The sequence below is a fragment of the Streptomyces sp. NPDC036764 genome (assembly GCF_055609385.1).
Window position 1 is genome coordinate 228,591 of the sequence record NZ_JBVJPT010000008.1, and the last position, 15,916, is coordinate 244,506.

General features: G+C 72.0%; 14 protein-coding genes. 10 read left to right on the forward strand and 4 right to left on the reverse strand.

What is annotated here, in order from left to right:
• Positions 1-4: 4 nt before the first annotated feature.
• The 5 genes from ACZ69Q_RS27910 (at position 5) to ACZ69Q_RS27930 (ending at position 6,011) form a co-directional block, all read left to right on the forward strand.
• Positions 5-1,849 (forward strand): acetyl/propionyl/methylcrotonyl-CoA carboxylase subunit alpha, encoded by a 1,845-nt coding sequence (locus tag ACZ69Q_RS27910; RefSeq protein ID WP_471046725.1) that lies wholly within the window; start codon positions 5-7, stop codon positions 1,847-1,849.
• Between the two features lie 68 nt (positions 1,850-1,917).
• Positions 1,918-3,054 carry an acyl-CoA dehydrogenase family protein gene (locus ACZ69Q_RS27915; RefSeq protein ID WP_471046726.1) on the forward strand — a complete coding sequence of 379 codons (1,137 nt, stop codon included), beginning with the start codon at positions 1,918-1,920 and terminating at the stop codon, positions 3,052-3,054.
• Between the two features lie 37 nt (positions 3,055-3,091).
• Complete coding sequence (locus tag ACZ69Q_RS27920) at positions 3,092-4,669, forward strand: 4-coumarate--CoA ligase family protein (RefSeq protein ID WP_471046727.1); 1,578 nt, start codon at positions 3,092-3,094, stop codon at positions 4,667-4,669.
• Positions 4,666-5,400, forward strand: a complete 735-nt coding sequence (locus ACZ69Q_RS27925) for an enoyl-CoA hydratase family protein (protein ID WP_471046728.1) — start codon at positions 4,666-4,668, stop codon at positions 5,398-5,400. The genes ACZ69Q_RS27920 and ACZ69Q_RS27925 overlap by 4 nt, the downstream gene beginning before the upstream one ends.
• On the forward strand, positions 5,388-6,011 hold the full coding sequence (locus ACZ69Q_RS27930; protein WP_471046730.1) for a TetR/AcrR family transcriptional regulator: 624 nt from the start codon (positions 5,388-5,390) through the stop codon (positions 6,009-6,011). The genes ACZ69Q_RS27925 and ACZ69Q_RS27930 overlap by 13 nt, the downstream gene beginning before the upstream one ends.
• Before the next feature lie 126 nt (positions 6,012-6,137).
• Here the strand turns inward: ACZ69Q_RS27930 and ACZ69Q_RS27935 are convergent, their stop codons facing one another.
• Positions 6,138-7,679, reverse strand: a complete 1,542-nt coding sequence (locus ACZ69Q_RS27935; RefSeq protein WP_471046732.1) for a serine/threonine-protein kinase — start codon at positions 7,677-7,679, stop codon at positions 6,138-6,140.
• Between the two features lie 288 nt (positions 7,680-7,967).
• On the reverse strand, positions 7,968-9,068 hold the full coding sequence (locus ACZ69Q_RS27940; protein WP_471046733.1) for a citrate synthase 2: 1,101 nt from the start codon (positions 9,066-9,068) through the stop codon (positions 7,968-7,970).
• Between the two features lie 322 nt (positions 9,069-9,390).
• On the opposite strand from ACZ69Q_RS27940, the gene pdxH reads away from it, so the two are divergent.
• Positions 9,391-10,080, forward strand: a complete 690-nt coding sequence (pdxH, locus tag ACZ69Q_RS27945) for a pyridoxamine 5'-phosphate oxidase (protein ID WP_471046735.1) — start codon at positions 9,391-9,393, stop codon at positions 10,078-10,080.
• A gap of 275 nt (positions 10,081-10,355) precedes the next feature.
• Here the strand turns inward: pdxH and ACZ69Q_RS27950 are convergent, their stop codons facing one another.
• Positions 10,356-11,270, reverse strand: a complete 915-nt coding sequence (locus ACZ69Q_RS27950) for a LysR family transcriptional regulator (RefSeq protein WP_471046737.1) — start codon at positions 11,268-11,270, stop codon at positions 10,356-10,358.
• A 72-nt stretch (positions 11,271-11,342) separates the two neighbouring features.
• On the opposite strand from ACZ69Q_RS27950, the gene ACZ69Q_RS27955 reads away from it, so the two are divergent.
• From ACZ69Q_RS27955 to ACZ69Q_RS27965, 3 genes are all read left to right on the forward strand, one after another.
• On the forward strand, positions 11,343-11,753 hold the full coding sequence (locus tag ACZ69Q_RS27955) for a RidA family protein (protein WP_471046739.1): 411 nt from the start codon (positions 11,343-11,345) through the stop codon (positions 11,751-11,753).
• Complete coding sequence (locus ACZ69Q_RS27960) at positions 11,746-12,186, forward strand: GNAT family N-acetyltransferase (RefSeq protein ID WP_471046741.1); 441 nt, start codon at positions 11,746-11,748, stop codon at positions 12,184-12,186. The genes ACZ69Q_RS27955 and ACZ69Q_RS27960 overlap by 8 nt, the downstream gene beginning before the upstream one ends.
• 135 nt (positions 12,187-12,321) lie before the next feature.
• Entirely contained in the window at positions 12,322-13,764 is a 1,443-nt protein-coding gene (locus ACZ69Q_RS27965) for a PAS domain-containing protein (protein ID WP_471046742.1), read from the forward strand.
• A 31-nt stretch (positions 13,765-13,795) separates the two neighbouring features.
• On the opposite strand, the gene ACZ69Q_RS27970 is transcribed toward ACZ69Q_RS27965, so the two are convergent.
• Positions 13,796-14,551, reverse strand: a complete 756-nt coding sequence (locus ACZ69Q_RS27970; protein WP_471046744.1) for an SIS domain-containing protein — start codon at positions 14,549-14,551, stop codon at positions 13,796-13,798.
• Between the two features lie 329 nt (positions 14,552-14,880).
• Between ACZ69Q_RS27970 and ACZ69Q_RS27975 the strand changes: the two genes are divergently transcribed.
• Positions 14,881-15,573, forward strand: a complete 693-nt coding sequence (locus tag ACZ69Q_RS27975; RefSeq protein ID WP_004000347.1) for a metal-dependent transcriptional regulator — start codon at positions 14,881-14,883, stop codon at positions 15,571-15,573.
• The last annotated feature ends 343 nt before the right edge of the window (positions 15,574-15,916 follow it).

The window sequence follows — 15,916 nt, forward strand, 5'->3', positions numbered from 1 at the left end:
ACCAGTGATCACTTCTGTGCTCGTGGCCAACCGGGGCGAGATCGCCTGCCGGGTCTTCCGCACCTGCCGTGAGTTGGGAATCCGGACGGTCGCCGTGCACTCGGACGCCGACGCGAACGCCCTCCACACGCGTGTGGCCGACGCGGCGGTACGGCTGCCGGGGGCGGCGCCCTCCGACACGTATCTGCGCGGCGACCTGATCGTGAAGGCGGCGCTCGCCGCCGGCGCGGATGCCGTGCACCCCGGCTACGGCTTCCTCTCCGAGAACGCCGACTTCGCGCGCGCCGTCCTCGACGCGGGCCTCATCTGGATCGGGCCGGCCCCGGAGGCGATCGAGGCGATGGCGTCCAAGACGCGCGCCAAGGAGCTGATGGGCGTCGAGCCGCTGCGCGAGGTCACCGAGGCCGACCTTCCGGTCCTGGTGAAGGCGGCCGCGGGCGGTGGCGGGCGCGGCATGCGGATCGTACGGCGGCTCGCGGACCTGGACGCCGAACTTCAGGCCGCGCGCGCCGAGGCCCACAGCGCCTTCGGCGACGGCGAGGTCTTCGTCGAGCCCTACCTGGAGGACGGCCGGCACGTCGAGGTGCAGATCCTCGCCGACACCCACGGCACCATCTGGGCCCTCGGCACCCGCGACTGCTCCCTCCAGCGGCGCCACCAGAAGGTGATCGAGGAAGCCCCGGCACCGGGCCTGACGCCCGAACTCACCGACTCCCTGTACGAGATGGCCGTACGCGCAGCGCGGGCCGTCGGCTACGTCGGCGCCGGCACCGTCGAGTTCCTCGTCGCCGGCGACAGCGCGCACTTCCTGGAGATGAACACCCGCCTCCAGGTCGAACACCCCGTCACCGAGGCCGTGTACGGAGTCGACCTGGTTGCCCTCCAGCTCCGCGTCGCCGAAGGCCACGCCCTCGACGAGGAGCCGCCACGCGCGCGTGGCCACGCCGTCGAGGCCCGCCTGTACGCCGAGGACCCGGCCCGCGACTGGGCCCCGCAGACCGGCACCCTGCACCGCCTCGCCGTCCCCGACGGCATTCGCCTGGACACCGGTTTCACCGACGGCGACGAGATCGGCGTCCACTACGACCCGATGCTCGCCAAGGCAGTCGCCCACGCGCCCACGCGCGCGGAGGCGATCCGCGCCCTCGCCGGCGCCCTGGCCCGCGCCGCCGTCCACGGCCCGCCCACCAACCGCGACCTCCTCGTGCGCTCCCTGCGGCACAAGGAGTTCACGACCGCCCGCATGGACACCGGCTTCTACGACCGCCACCTCACCGAACTCACCGAGTCCGCCCCCGACCCGCACGCCCCCCTCGCCGCGGCCCTCGCCGACGCCCACGCCCGCTCCCGCTTCGGCGGCTTCCGCAACGTCCCCTCCCAGCCGCAGACCAAGCGCTACGCGACGGCCGGCGAGGAGATCGAGGTCCACTACCGCCACACCCGCGCGGGCCTGGAGGCGGACGGGGTGCGCGTCGTACACGCCGATGGCGCCCTGGTCGTACTCGAAGTGGACGGCGTACGAAGGAACTTCGAGGTCGCGAGGTACGGCGACGAGATCCACGTCAACACCACCCGCCTCACCGCACTGCCCCGCTTCGCCGACCCGACGGCCCAGCACGCGCCGGGTTCCCTCCTGGCCCCCATGCCGGGAACGGTCGTCCGCGTCGCCGACGGCCTGACCGAGGGCACGGCCGTGGAGGCCGGTCAGCCCCTGCTCTGGCTGGAGGCGATGAAGATGGAACACAAGATCACAGCGCCGGCCTCGGGAACGCTGACGGCTTTGCACGCCACCACAGGACAACAGGTGACGGTCGGCGCCCTATTGGCGGTAGTACAGCCCACCTCATAGGGGCGCGGGGCTGTATCAATTTGCGGCTACCGCCGCGTGAGCGCGACCAGCCACGACGAAGGAGTCACATGGCCACGATCGAAACCGACGAGCACCAGGCCCTCCGCGCTGCGGTCGCCGCCCTCGGCAAACGCCACGGCCGCACCTACGACCGAGAAACCCTCTGGTCCGAGGCGGCCAAGCTCGGCTACCTCGGCGTCAACCTCCCCGAGGAGTACGGAGGCGGAGGCGGCGGCATAGCCGAACTCTCCATCGTCCTCGAAGAACTCGGCGCCGCAGGCTGCCCCTTGCTGATGATGGTCGTCTCACCCGCCATCTGCGGCACCGTCATCGCCCGCTTCGGCACCGAGGAACAGAAACGACAGTGGCTCCCCGGCCTCGCCGACGGCACCCGCACCATGGCCTTCGGCATCACGGAGCCCGACGCCGGCTCCAACAGCCACCGCATCACCACCACGGCCCGCCGCGACCCGGACACCGGGGACTGGCTCCTCACCGGCCGCAAAGTCTTCATCTCCGGCGTCGACATCGCCGACGCGACCCTCATAGTCGGCCGCACCGAAGACGCCCGCACCGGCAACCTCAAACCCTGCCTGTTCATCGTCCCGCGCGACGCCGAGGGCTTCACGCGCCGCCAGATCGACATGGAACTGAACGCCGCCGAGAAGCAGTTCGAGCTGACCCTCGACGACGTACGGCTCCCCGCCGACGCCCTCGTCGGCGACGAGGACGCAGGACTCCTCCAGCTCTTCGCCGGCCTCAACCCCGAACGCATCATGACGGCCGCCTTCGCGATCGGCATGGGCCGCCACGCCCTCGCCCGCGCCATCGAGTACGCACGCGAGCGCACCGTGTGGAAGGCCCCCATCGGTGCCCACCAGGCCATCGCGCACCCCCTCGCCCAGGCGCACATCGACCTCGAACTGGCCCGCCTGATGATGCAGAAGGCGGCCTACCTGTACGACGCCGGGGACGACGTCGGCGCGGGCGAGGCCGCCAACATGGCCAAGTACGCGGCCGGGGAGGCCTGTGTGAAGGCCGTCGACCAGGCCGTGCACACCCTCGGCGGCAACGGCCTCACGCGCGAATTCGGGCTCGCCTCGTTGATAACGGCGGCACGCGTGGCTCGTATTGCTCCGGTGAGCCGGGAGATGATTCTCAACTACGTCTCCCACCAGACCCTGGGCCTGCCCAAGTCGTACTGACCGGCGGCCTGTCGGCACCGTGTCGCGAGGAGGAACCGTGTTCCGCAGCGAGTACGCAGACGTCCCGGCCGTAGAACTCCCCATCCACGAGGCCGTACTCGGCCGGGCCGCCGAGTTCGGGGACACGCCCGCGCTCATCGACGGCACGGACGGCACCACCCTCACCTACGAGCAGCTCGACCGCTTCCACCGGCGCATCGCCGCCGGCCTCGCCGAGGCGGGCGTGCGCAAGGGCGACATACTCGCCCTGCACAGCCCCAACACGGTCGCCTTCCCCACGGCGTTCTACGCCGCCACGCGCGCGGGCGCCTCCGTCACCACCGTGCACCCGCTCGCCACGCCCGAGGAGTTCGCCAAGCAGCTCAAGGACTCGGCGGCCCGCTGGATCGTCACCGTCTCGCCCCTGCTTCAGAGCGCACGCCGGGCCGCCGAACTCGCGGGCGGCGTGCGGGAGATCTTCGTGTGCGACAGCGCACCGGGACACCGCTCGCTCATCGACATGCTGGCCTGCGCGGCCCCCGAACCACAGGTCGACCTCGACCCGTCGGCGGACGTCGCGGCCCTGCCGTACTCCTCCGGCACCACCGGCATCCCCAAGGGCGTGATGCTCACCCACCGCCAGATCGCCACCAACCTCGCCCAGCTCGAACCGGCGACCTCGGCCGGCCCCGGCGACCGCATCCTCGCCGTACTGCCCTTCTTCCACATCTACGGCCTCACCGCCCTGATGAACGCCCCCCTCAGGGTCGGCGCCACGGTCGTCGTCCTGCCCCGCTTCGACCTGGAGACCTTCCTCGCGGCCATCCAGAACCACCGCATCACCGGCCTGTACGTGGCGCCGCCGATCGTGCTGGCCCTCGCCAAGCACCCGCTGGTCGCGCAGTACGACCTGTCGTCGCTGAGGTACATCATCAGCGCCGCCGCACCCCTGGACGCGGCCCTCGCCGCCGCCTGCTCCGAGCGCCTCGGACTGCCGCCGGTCGGCCAGGCGTACGGCATGACGGAACTGTCCCCGGGCACCCACGTCGTCCCGCTCGCCGACATGCACGACGCGCCCGCCGGCACCGTCGGCAGGCTCATCGCCGGCACCGAGATGCGCATCGTCTCCCTCGACGACCCCGACAAGGACCTCGGCGTCGGCGAGTCCGGCGAGATCCTCATCCGCGGCCCCCAGGTCATGAAGGGCTACCTCGGCCGCCCCGACGCCACCGCCGCCATGATCGACACCGACGGCTGGCTGCACACCGGCGACGTCGGCCACGCGGACGCCGACGGCTGGCTGTTCGTCGTGGACCGCGTCAAGGAGCTCATCAAGTACAAGGGCTTCCAGGTCGCCCCCGCCGAACTGGAGGCACTCCTGCTCACCCACCCCGGCATCGCGGACGCGGCTGTGGTCGGCGCCTATAACGACGACGGAAACGAGGTGCCGCACGCCCATGTGGTCCGCCAGCCGTCCGCGACCGACCTCTCCGAGGGCGAGGTCATGATGTACGTCGCCGAACGCGTCGCCCCCTACAAGCGGGTCCGCCAGGTCACCTTCATCGACGGCGTCCCCCGGGCCGCCTCCGGCAAGATCCTGCGCCGCGAACTGCGCGCGCCCAAGGAGAGCACATGACGCTGATCGGCCGCACGCGCACGCGTGCCGTCCAAACCCTCAGCCTCGACTCCCCGGCCACCCGCAACGCGCTCTCCGCGTCGCTGGTGGGCGAGCTGGCCGACGCGCTGACGGACTGCGCCAAGGACGCCGACGTACGCGCCGTCGTCCTCACCCACACCGGCAACACCTTCTGCGCGGGCGCCGACCTGCGCGACCCGCCGGACCCGGACGCGCTGGTCGGCCTGCTCCGGCAGATCGTGGAGCTGCGCAAACCGGTCGTCGCCCGGGTCACCGGCCACGTACGCGCGGGCGGCCTCGGCCTGCTCACCGCCTGCGACATCGCCGCCGCCTCCCGCGAGGCCACCTTCGCCTTCACCGAGGTCCGCATCGGGGTCGCCCCCGCCGTGATCTCCCTGCCGGTGCTCCCGCGCGTGGACCCCCGCGCCGTCGCCCGCTACTACCTCACCGGCGAACGCCTCAACGCGCCCGAGGCCGCCCGAATCGGCCTGCTCACGGCGCAGGGCGAGGACGTCGACGCCGTACTGGAACCCGTCCTGGACGGCCTGCGCAGGGCCGCACCCCAGGCCCTGGCCGAGACGAAGGCGCTGCTCACGGCTAAGGTGCTGGAAACCTTCGACCGGGACGCGGCCGACCTGACCGCGCTCTCGGCCCGGCTGTTCTCCTCCGCCGATGCCCGCGAGGGGATGACGGCCTTCCTCGAACGACGGGATCCGCAATGGGTGGTGTGAGCACAGTCGGCGACCGCGTGGACCGGGCGGACCGCGTGCCCAAACAGGACCGCAGCCGTGCCACCCGGCAACGCCTCCTGGAGGCCGCCGTGGCCTGCCTCGCCGAACACGGCTGGGCGGGCTCCACGGTCTCCGTCGTCGCCGAACGCGCCGGCGTCTCCAGGGGCGCGGCCCAGCATCACTTCCCGACCCGCGAGGACCTCTTCACCGCGGCCGTCGAATATGTCGCCGAGGAACGCTCCACAGCCCTGCGGGCCCTGTTCCCCGAGGGCGCGGCAGGCGACCGCCGGGGCGTCGTGGCCGCCCTGGTCGACCTCTACACCGGCCCCCTGTTCCGCGCGGCCCTGCACCTGTGGGTGGCCGCGTCGAACGAGGACCAGCTACGGCCACGGGTCACCGAGCTGGAGGCCCGGGTGGGCCGCGAGACGCACCGCATAGCCGTCGACCTGCTCGGCGTCGACGAGTCCCGCCCCGGCGTCCGCGAGACCGTCCAGGGCGTACTGGACATGGCACGCGGCCTGGGCCTGGCCAACCTCCTCACCGACGACGCGGGCCGACGCGAGCGTGTGGTGACGCAGTGGGGCCTGCTGCTGGACGAGGCGCTGGGCTGACGGCGCCGCGGTCACCTGTTGCCGGGGCGACCGCCGTCCGACGTCGGGCATCTGCCGTCAGTCGTGGTCGGGCATCTGCCGTCAGTCGTCGGGCATCTGCCGTCAGTCGTGGTCGGGCATCTGCCGTCAGTCGTCGTCGCCCTCGCCGCCGTCGTCGTCACCGTCCTGCCGCGCGTCGCGCTCCCGCTCCTCCCGCTGCTTCTGTTCCCGCCCCTCGCGCTCCTCATCTTCCTGCGCCTTGCGGTCGGCGGTCGCCTCCGCCGCCGGGTTCGCAGAGATGATCGGCGACGGGCTCGACTCCAGGGGCGACGTGGAGGCCGAGGCGGTCGGGCTCGGCGCGGTGTCGGACTTCGTGCTCTCCGCGGCCGTCTTGTCGGGGGAGAACCACAGCATGCCCAGCAGCATCGCGGCCGCGAAGAGCGCCGCCGCGGCGACCGTGATCAGCAGGTTCCGGGTGCCGGTGCCGGAGGCCACCCGGGGACGGGATCGGGTCCTGGACCGGGCGCCGGAGGGGGAGTGGGACCGGGAGCGGGAGACGCTGTGCGACCGGCCCGTGGATGACGAGTGCGACCGGCCCGTGGATGCGGCGTGTGACCCGCCGGTGGACGCGAAGTGGGACGGACCCGTGGATGCGGAATGCGACCGGCCGGTGGGTGAGGAGTGCGACCGGTTGCGGGCGCGGCCCGGTCCGCCGCGCGGCGACGCGGTGCCCTGGTTCGAGGGCAGCGCGTAGGTGGTCGGGTTGCTGGTCTCGCCCCGGTTCGGGCCGGAGGCACCGGCCGGCGCGGCCGGCGACGGGCGGGACGGGGCAGCAGGGTCCGGGAGCGGCTCGGAGCGGCCCAGCCAGGCGCCGTCGTCGAACCAGTCGGCGGCCTGCTGGGCGGCGGGACGGTGCTCGGGCTCCTTGGCGAGCAGACCGAGGAGATAGTTCTCGAACGCGGGCGGCAGACCGGGGACGCCCAGCTCGCGCGGTGGCACGGGGGCGGCGTCCAGATGCTGGTGAAGGATCGCGACGGCGGTGTCGGCCTGGAACGGCGGGCGCCCGGTGAGCAACTGGTAGAGCACGCAGCCCAGCGCGTAGACGTCGGAGGCCGGGCCCGCCGGCTTTCCCAGCGCCCGCTCCGGGGCGAGGTAGAGGCTCGTGCCGACGATCTGCCCGGTCGCGGTGAGCGCGGCGCCCGGGTCGTCGACGAAACGGGCGATGCCGAAGTCACCGATCTTGAGGGTGCCGTCGGCGTCCAGCAGCAGATTGCCGGGCTTGATGTCACGGTGGACGATGCCCTGCCGGTGCGCGGCGGCGAGCCCCGCGGCGGCCTGCGCGGCCATCCGCGCCACGCGCTCCGCGGGCTGCGCCCCCGACTGGGTCAGCAGCCGGGCCAGGTTGTCGCCCTCGACGAGCTCCATCACCAGGAAGAGCCGGTTGTCGTACTCGCCGAAGTCCCGCACGCCCACCACGTTCGGATGGTCGATCCGCGCGGCGGTCTGCGCCTCCAGCCGGAACCGGGACGTGGCGGTGGGGTCGGAGTCCTGGGGCAGCAGGAGCTTGACGGCCACATGGCGGCCGAGGGTCTCGTCGTAGGCCCGCCAGACCTCCCCCATCCCACCGCGTCCGATCGACGCGCCCAGCCGGTAGCGGCCCGCTATCAGCACCTGTTCCCCATCCCCCATGCCGTAAGAGGTCTCGACGCCGCAGGCCGTAACTCACCACGCAGGGACGGGTGATGGTGGGATGCCGCAGCCGCCCCAGCATACTGGCGGAGTGGATCAGTCACGTTCCGTATGCCGCCATCGACCGGCCATGGCGGGCAGGGTGCGCGCCCGCCGCCGAGCGGCACCACGCGGAGCTCTACGGCCCGCGTGATGACCGGCCCGCCGGAGGGGACACGTGCGAGGGGGACGCGTGCGAGGGTGACGCGCACGTGGGGAACGCCCGCGTGGGGAACGCCCGCGTGGGGCTCAGTGTGCGATGTCCGCGTAGCCCTCGATCTCGCGCGGGTTGCGTGAGCCCGGGCCCACATAGCGGGCCGAAGGGCGCACGAGGCGGCCGGTGCGCTTCTGCTCCAGGATGTGCGCCGACCAGCCCGCCGTACGGGCACACGTGAACATCGACGTGAACATGTGCGCCGGGACCTCCGCGAAGTCCAGGACGATGGCCGCCCAGAACTCGACGTTCGTCGCCAGCACACGGTCCGGACGACGGGCGTGGAGCTCCGCCAGGGCCGCCTTCTCCAGCGCCTCGGCGACCTCGAAGCGGGGCGCGCCGAGCTCCCGGGCCGTACGGCGCAGGACGCGGGCGCGCGGGTCCTCGGCGCGGTAGACGCGGTGGCCGAAGCCCATGAGGCGTTCGCCGTTGTCGAGGGTCTGCTTCACATACGCCTCGGCGTCGCCGGTGCGCTCGATCTCCTCGATCATGTGCAGGACGCGCGAGGGCGCGCCGCCGTGCAGCGGGCCGGACATGGCACCTACGGCGCCGGAGAGCGCGGCGGCCACGTCGGCACCGGTGGAGGCGATGACGCGGGCCGTGAAGGTGGAGGCGTTCATGCCGTGCTCGGCGGCGGACGTCCAGTAGGCGTCCACGGCGGCCACGTGCTTGGGGTCGGGCTCGCCGCGCCAGCGGATCATGAAGCGCTCGACGACGGACTGGGCCTTGTCGATGTCACGCTGCGGGACCATCGGCAGGCCCTGCCCGCGCGCGGACTGGGCGACGTAGGACAGGGCCATGACGGCGGCGCGGGCCAGGTCCGCGCGGGCCTGCTCCTCGTCGATGTCCAGGAGGGGCTTGAGCCCCCACACGGGTGCGAGCATCGCGAGCGCGGACTGGACGTCGACGCGGATGTCACCGGAGTGCACGGGGATCGGGAAGGGCTCGGCGGGCGGCAGTCCGGGACGGAAGGCCCCGTCGACGAGCAGCCCCCAGACGTTGCCGAACGAGACGTGGCCGACCAGGTCCTCGATGTCGACGCCCCGGTATCGCAGGGCGCCGCCCTCCTTGTCCGGTTCGGCGATCTCCGTCTCGAACGCGACGACTCCCTCGAGCCCGGGTACGAAATCGGACATCAGGCGGCTCCTCGTGATGTGTGCGACGGATGGGGTTGTGGGTGGAACGACCACATGTCAGTCGGCGGAGATGGGCTTACGCCGGGTGGATCCACGGTCACGGGCTCGGAATCCGGGCTTGCGGGACTCCGAACCTCGGCGGACTCGCGGTCCTCGGCGTACCCCTGTGATGCCCCGTGCGGCTGGCGGTCATCCAACCGGAACGGCACGAGAACGATACCCTCAGTGCCACCTTTTGGGGACCCCTGCGGCACTGAGTGCCATGCGGCGTTGAAGGGCACCGCGCCGGACGACGCCCGTTCGGATACGGCAAGATGACCGCGTGACCGACCGAGACGCTGTCGCCTTCGATCCCGCAGAGCCCGCCCCCGACCCCGCCGCGATGCGCAAGCACTACCGGGCCGAGGGTCTCGCCGAGGCCGACCTGGCAGCCACCCCGGTGGCCCAGTTCGCCCGCTGGTTCAAGCAGGCCGCGTCGGAGGCGCACCTCTTCGAGCCGAACGCGATGATCGTCTCCACCACGGACGCCGAGGGCCGGCCCAGCTCCCGGACGGTGCTGCTGAAGCAGTTCGACGAGCAGGGCTTCGTCTTCTTCACCAACTACGGCTCCCGCAAGGGCCGCGACCTCGCCGGGAACCCGTACGTCTGCCTGCTCTTCCCCTGGCACCCGATGGCCCGCCAGGTCATCGTCACGGGCGTGGCCCGGCGCACCGGACGCGACGAGACGGCCGCCTACTTCCGCACCCGCCCGCACGGCTCCCAGCTCGGCGCCTGGGCCAGCGTCCAGTCCTCGGTGATCCCCTCCCGCGCGGAACTCGACGCCTCGTACGCCGAACTGGCCGCCCGCTATCCCGAGGGCGAGCAGGTCCCGGTACCCCCGAACTGGGGCGGCTTCCGGGTGGCCCCCCAGACGGTGGAGTTCTGGCAGGGCAGAGAGAACCGCCTGCACGACCGCCTGCGCTATGTGGCGGAGCAGGACGGAGGGTGGCGGGTGGAGCGGCTCAGTCCGTGAGCGGGCGGGGCCGAGGCAAGGCCCCAGGACAGCAGGCGACCCGCGAGCCTGGTCCTCCACTGGAGGAGCCGGTCGGACTACCGGCGGCCCGCGGGTCGGGTGACTGCTTTGGAATGGGCCGGCTGCACGCGTCTGTCACGTGCTGGTCCGGCACCGCACTGCGTGTGGTGGCGAGCCGCTAGCCCGCAGCCACCTCGCTCGTCCGGGATTCATACATGTACCGGATCACCTCCTTTCGTGCGTGAGCCACACACTAGGAACCGCTCGGCCACCGATCAACCGGTTTTTCGAGATATTGACGCCAGCAGATTCCCCACCAGCGGATTCGCCTCGTCCCTGCGCCACGCCACCGCCACCCGGGTGCGCTCCGTGCCCGGATCGACGGCCCGGAACGCCACGCCCTTGAGGCGGATGCGGCGGATGCTGGTGGGGGCCAGGGAGATGCCGAGGCCTGCTTCCACGAGGGCGCAGACCGTCTGCCATTCGACGGCTTCCTGGGTCACCCGGGGCGTGAAGCCCGCCGTGGCGCAGAGGGCGGTGATGCGGTCGTGGAGGCCGGGGCCGGCCTCGCGGGGCAGGAGGACGAAGGGGGAGTCGGCCAGGCGGTCCAGGGGCACGGTGCGGCGCGCTGCCAGGGGGTGGCCGGCGGGGAGTACGGCCACGAAGGGTTCCGTCAGGATCGTGCGGAAGGCGAGGGCCGGGTCGTCGGCCGGGGGTTCGCGGAGCAGGCCGATGTCGATCGTCTCGGCGTGCAGCGCGGCCAACTGCGGGGCCGTGGTCATTTCCCTGATGTCCAGGTGGACGTCGGGGTAGTGCTCGCGGTGGGTGCGCAACAGGCCCGGCAGCACGGTCAGGGCGAGGGATGCCGCGAAGCCGATGCGGAGGGTGCCGGTGTGGCCGGTGGCGACGGCGCGGGCGGTGGCGAGGCCGTCCGCGAGGGCGCTGAGGGCGTGGCGGGCGGCCGGGAGCAGGGCGTGGCCGGCGGGGGTGAGGGCGATGCGGCCGGGGGTGCGGGTGAAGAGGGGGTGGCCGACCTTGGCCTCCAGGCGGCGGATCTGCTGGCTCAGGGGCGGCTGGGCGATGCCGAGGCGTCTCGCGGCGTGGCCGAAGTGGAGTTCCTCGGCCAGGACGGCGAAGGCGTGCAGTTGGGGGAGGGGGAGTTCGGGACGCTCCGGTTCTTCGGCGGCCATATCTCCAGAGGTATCACGTGGCCGTCTGCGCCGTATTAGACGTACCCCTGCGATGCGCCTAGCTTTCCGGGCATGACAAAGCAGCAGGTGGTGCGGCGGGCGGTGTCGAGCGGGTCGACCTTCGAGGAGGAGATCGGGTACGCGCGGGCCGTGGTCGACGGGGACTGGGTGCATGTGTCGGGGACGACCGGGTTCGACTACGCGACGATGACGATCTCCGAGGACGTGGTGGAGCAGGCGGAGCAGTGTCTGCGGAATGTGGGGGCCGCGCTGGAGGAGGCGGGCAGTTCGTTCGCCGACGTGGTGCGGGTGCGGTACCTGCTGCCGGAGCGGGAGGACTTCGAGCCGTGCTGGCCGGTGCTGCGGCGGTACTTCGGTCAGGTGCGGCCGGCGGCGACGATGATGGTGTGCGGGCTCGCGGATCCTCGTATGAAGATCGAGATTGAGGTGTACGCGCGCAGGGGAAGTGGCACATGTGTCTGATCTTCGGATTGTTCCGGTGGACGGCGAGGCGATGCTTCAGGAGTGGCGCCACGTCCACAACGTGATCGTCCCTCCCGCGGCCATGGATCTGGGTGAGGTGCGCAAGCGCAGCAGGCGGTACCGGCTGCGGAACGCGTACGTAGGAGATGTGCTCGTCGGCTGCTCGACCGTACGGCCGCCGGCGGGCGAGGACGCGGTGGCGACGGTCATCGCGCGCGTGCTGCCGGAGTACCGGCGGCACGGGTACGGCACGAGGCTGTTCCGGCACGGGCTCGCCTACGCGCGCGTGCTGGGCGCCAAGGTGATCGAGACATGTGTGTCGGCCGACAATGAGGACGGGCTGCGGTTCGCCAAGGCGCGCGGCTTCGTCGAGACCGATCGGTACGTGGTGGACGACGGGCCCGATCTGTGGGTGGACCTGCGGCTGGCGTAGGCGCACATCGGCTCGTACAACGATTCCTTCAATCTTGGGGAACTCGGTGTGTGCTGGGTCACGTTCCAGTTAGATGATTGCGAGTGAGCGAACCGACGTGGTGTACGTGCGGACGCAGCTTGGCAGGGGGTCCAGGTGAGTGCTTCCCGGCGTAGTGGGACCACCGACGAGCTGGGGCCGGACGAACCCGAGCGGGACGGTCCGGACGGTTCGTCGGGTGGTTCGGAGGGTTCGGCAGGCGGCTCCGATCTGTTGGCCGCGTTGCTGGACGGGATGGACGCGGCCCTGTGCGCCTTCGACGGCGACGGGGTCGTCACGCACTGGAACCGTGAGGCGGAGCGGATCCTGGGCTGGACCGCGGCGGAGGCCGTGGGGCGGCCCGGGTTCGCCGGGTGGGCGGTGCGCGAGGCCGACGCCGAGGAGGTCGAGGGGCGGCTGATGTCCGCCATGGAGGCCCCCGGGCGGCAGGTGCACGAGTTCGCGCTGCTGACCAAGGACGGCGGGCGGGTGCTCGTCCGTACGCAGTCGGCGGCCGTACGGGGGCCCGACGGGAAGCCCGCGGGGGTGTACTGCGCCTTCAGCGAGGTGCACGCGCAGATCGATCTGGAGCGGTCGATCGCGCTCAGCGAGGCGTTGTTCGAGGACGCGTCGTGGGGTGTGGTGCTGGTCGACGCGGATCTGCGGCCGGCCGTTGTGAACGCTCACGCCGCTCGTGCGCTGGGCATCGGGCGTACGTCCGTGCTGGGGCGGCCGCTGGGTGAGCTGCTCGCGCAGGGCGTCGAGGAGCTGGAGAGCGCGCTCACCCATGTGCTCGCCGAGGGTGCGCCGCCGGCGCCCGCCGAGATCTGGGTGAGCCTGCGGACGCCGGACGGTGAGCGGCGTCGCTGCTGGCGGTGCGGTTTCGTACGGCTGGCCTCGCCGCTGGCGGAGGAGCCCGTGCCGTTGGGGGTGGGCTGGCTCTTCCAGGACGTGACGGAGGCCAAGCAGGCGGAGCAGGAGGCGGCGCTGCTGCGCTTCCGGACCAATCAGCTCCACCGTGCCGCACGGGCCGCCGCGGAGTGCGAGGACCCCGCGGAGGCTGCGACGGTGCATCTGGACTTCGCGCTGGCCGGGTTCGCCGATCACGCGCTGATCGACCGGGTCGCGGGCGGGGCGGTGGCCGACCAGGCGGCGGGCGGGGAGGGCGCGGATCCGGTACGGCTCGTCCGGGTCGCCGTGACGCCGTCCGGTACGCCGGGGCCGAGCCGGCTCGGCGGGGAGGCCGGGTTGCCCGTGCGGTACGCGGAGGGGCATCCGGCGTTGCGGTGCGTGGCGCGGGCCGGGTCGGTGCGGGCGGATGCGGGGGACGTGCCGGCGCAGCGGGCCCGCGAGTGGGCCGTGGCGCGGCAGTGGCCGGCGGACGCGGTGCACGTGCTGTGCGCGGTCCTGCGCAGCCGGGGCCGCACACTGGGCGTCGTGACGTTCCTGCGCGCCTCCGGCCGGACCGCGTTCGGCCGAAGCGACGCGGTGTACGCGGAGGACGTGGCGGTGCGGATCGCTTCCGCGCTGGATCTGGCGGGAGCCGTGGAACGGGAGTAGGCAGGGCACCGGCCCCCCTGCCGGCCCCGCCTCACTGCCGGTAGAAGATCCGGTCCCCGTACTTCTCGAACACCTGCTTGTTCCAGTCGTGGCCGCCGTCGACGTTGCCCGAGCGCAGGAGCGGGGGTTCGATGCCGCGTGTGGCCAGGGAGGCGGCCGCGGTGGCCATGACGGCCTGGAGGAGGGCCGTGGTGACGACCGTGGACGCGGGGGCGAAGGGGGCGGGGATGGTGTCGAGGGTGAGTTCGGCGTCGCCGATCGCGATCCTCGAGTCGAGGACGATGTCGCAGTGGTCCTTGAGGTAGGTGCCGGAGACATGGCGGGACGTCGTCTCGGAGGCGTACGCCACCGAGGTCACGCCGATGACCTTGACGCCGAGGGCGCGGGCGCTCATGGCCATCTCCACGGGGAGGGCGTTGCGGCCGGAGAGGGAGATGATCACGAGGGCGTCGCCGTCGCGGAGCGGGGAGCTGTCCAGGACCGCGCCGGCGAGGCCGTCGACGCGTTCGAGGGCGGAGCCGAGGGTGGCGGGCATGACGTCGACGCCCACGACACCGGGCACGGCCAGCAGGTTCATCAGTGCGAGGCCGCCCGCGCGGTAGACGATGTCCTGGGCGGCGAGCGAGGAGTGGCCGGCGCCGAAGGCGAAGAGCCGGCCGTCGGCGGCGACCGTGTCGGCGAGCAGGGTGCCGGCCGCCTCGATGTTCTCGGCCTCCTCGTCACGGACCCGCTGGAGCAGGCCGATCGCGGCGTCGAAGAACTGGTCGGCCGGCGTGCTGTCGCTCATGCGGGGCCCTCCCGGGTCGCGGATGCGAATGTGTCGCGGATCACCGTGCGGTCTGGACCAGTGCGGTGTCAATACGGTGTGTGTGCCTGTGACGCCTGTGCGGGTTCGGCGGGGTGAGCGGAGCGCCCGCGGCGCGTCGCGCCCGGTGGAAGGAGCCCGCCGTACGCGGCTTCGGGCCGCCGGACGTGCGGCCATATAACCCCCTGGTTTCAACGGCTCGGCACGGTTGTCAGTGGTATCCGGCAGAATTGAGTGCAGGGCCAGCGCACGCGCCGTGGAGCTGTCTCGCTTCCGGCTGAGCTAATCGCAGAGCTAATCGAGGGGCACGTATGTCCGGACTGATCGACACCACGGAGATGTATCTCCGCACCATCCTCGAGCTGGAGGAGGAAGGTGTGGTCCCCATGCGCGCCCGGATCGCCGAGCGGCTGGACCAGAGCGGACCGACCGTCAGCCAGACGGTGGCGCGGATGGAGCGTGACGGGCTGGTGTCCGTGGCGTCCGACCGGCACCTGGAGCTCACGGACGAGGGGCGGCGGCTGGCCACCCGCGTCATGCGCAAGCACCGTCTCGCCGAGTGTCTGCTCGTCGATGTGATCGGCCTGGAGTGGGAGCAGGTGCACGCCGAGGCGTGTCGCTGGGAGCACGTGATGAGCGAGGCGGTGGAGCGGCGGGTGCTGGAGCTGCTGCGCCACCCGACCGAGTCGCCGTACGGCAACCCGATCCCCGGACTGGAGGAGCTCGGCGAGAAGGACGGCGCCGATCCGTTCCTGGACGAGGGCATGGTCTCGCTGGCCGACCTCGACCCGGGCGTCGAGGGCAAGACGGTCGTCGTGCGCCGGATCGGTGAGCCGATCCAGACCGACGCGCAGCTCATGTACACGCTGCGCCGGGCCGGCGTGCAGCCCGGCTCGGTGGTGAGTGTGACCGAGTCCGCGGGCGGTGTGCTGGTGGGCAGCGGTGGTGAGGCGGCCGAGCTGGAGGCGGACGTCGCCTCGCATGTGTTCGTCGCCAAGCGCTGACCGACGGCGGCTGTCCATCTCGAATTCTCTCCCGTGAAATTCCCGGTAAGGGAGCGGGAGTTGTGGTGATCCGTCGATCTTTTCCCTTCGAAGATCCAGTGTGCGGAATCGCAGCGCCCGGCGGATTCGCGTGCGAGGCTGTCGCGTAGGCATATGACCTGAGGCTCTTGGCCGTGACGGACAGTGATGCGTCCGGCCGGGGAGGGGGCGCGAGGATGTGCCGTGAATGTGGAGAGGGCCCCGGCGCCGTGCGGCGCCGGGGCCTGTCCTCCCCTGTGCTGACCCGGAGCCCCGAGCTCCCAGGGTCATCCCCTTCGGACCGGTTTCCCCGAGCGGTCCGCCT

What these genes read in the sequence shown, in the direction of transcription:
- ACZ69Q_RS27915 (WP_471046726.1), top strand. Translation starts at nt 1,918, where the DNA reads ATGGCCACGATCGAAACCGACGAGCACCAGGCCCTCCGCGCTGCGGTC.
- ACZ69Q_RS27925 (WP_471046728.1), top strand. Translation starts at nt 4,666, where the DNA reads ATGACGCTGATCGGCCGCACGCGCACGCGTGCCGTCCAAACCCTCAGC.
- ACZ69Q_RS27930 (WP_471046730.1), top strand. Translation starts at nt 5,388, where the DNA reads ATGGGTGGTGTGAGCACAGTCGGCGACCGCGTGGACCGGGCGGACCGC.
- ACZ69Q_RS27935 (WP_471046732.1), bottom strand. Translation starts at nt 7,679, where the DNA reads ATGGGGGATGGGGAACAGGTGCTGATAGCGGGCCGCTACCGGCTGGGC.
- ACZ69Q_RS27940 (WP_471046733.1), bottom strand. Translation starts at nt 9,068, where the DNA reads ATGTCCGATTTCGTACCCGGGCTCGAGGGAGTCGTCGCGTTCGAGACG.
- ACZ69Q_RS27950 (WP_471046737.1), bottom strand. Translation starts at nt 11,270, where the DNA reads ATGGCCGCCGAAGAACCGGAGCGTCCCGAACTCCCCCTCCCCCAACTG.
- ACZ69Q_RS27955 (WP_471046739.1), top strand. Translation starts at nt 11,343, where the DNA reads ATGACAAAGCAGCAGGTGGTGCGGCGGGCGGTGTCGAGCGGGTCGACC.
- ACZ69Q_RS27970 (WP_471046744.1), bottom strand. Translation starts at nt 14,551, where the DNA reads ATGAGCGACAGCACGCCGGCCGACCAGTTCTTCGACGCCGCGATCGGC.
- ACZ69Q_RS27975 (WP_004000347.1), top strand. Translation starts at nt 14,881, where the DNA reads ATGTCCGGACTGATCGACACCACGGAGATGTATCTCCGCACCATCCTC.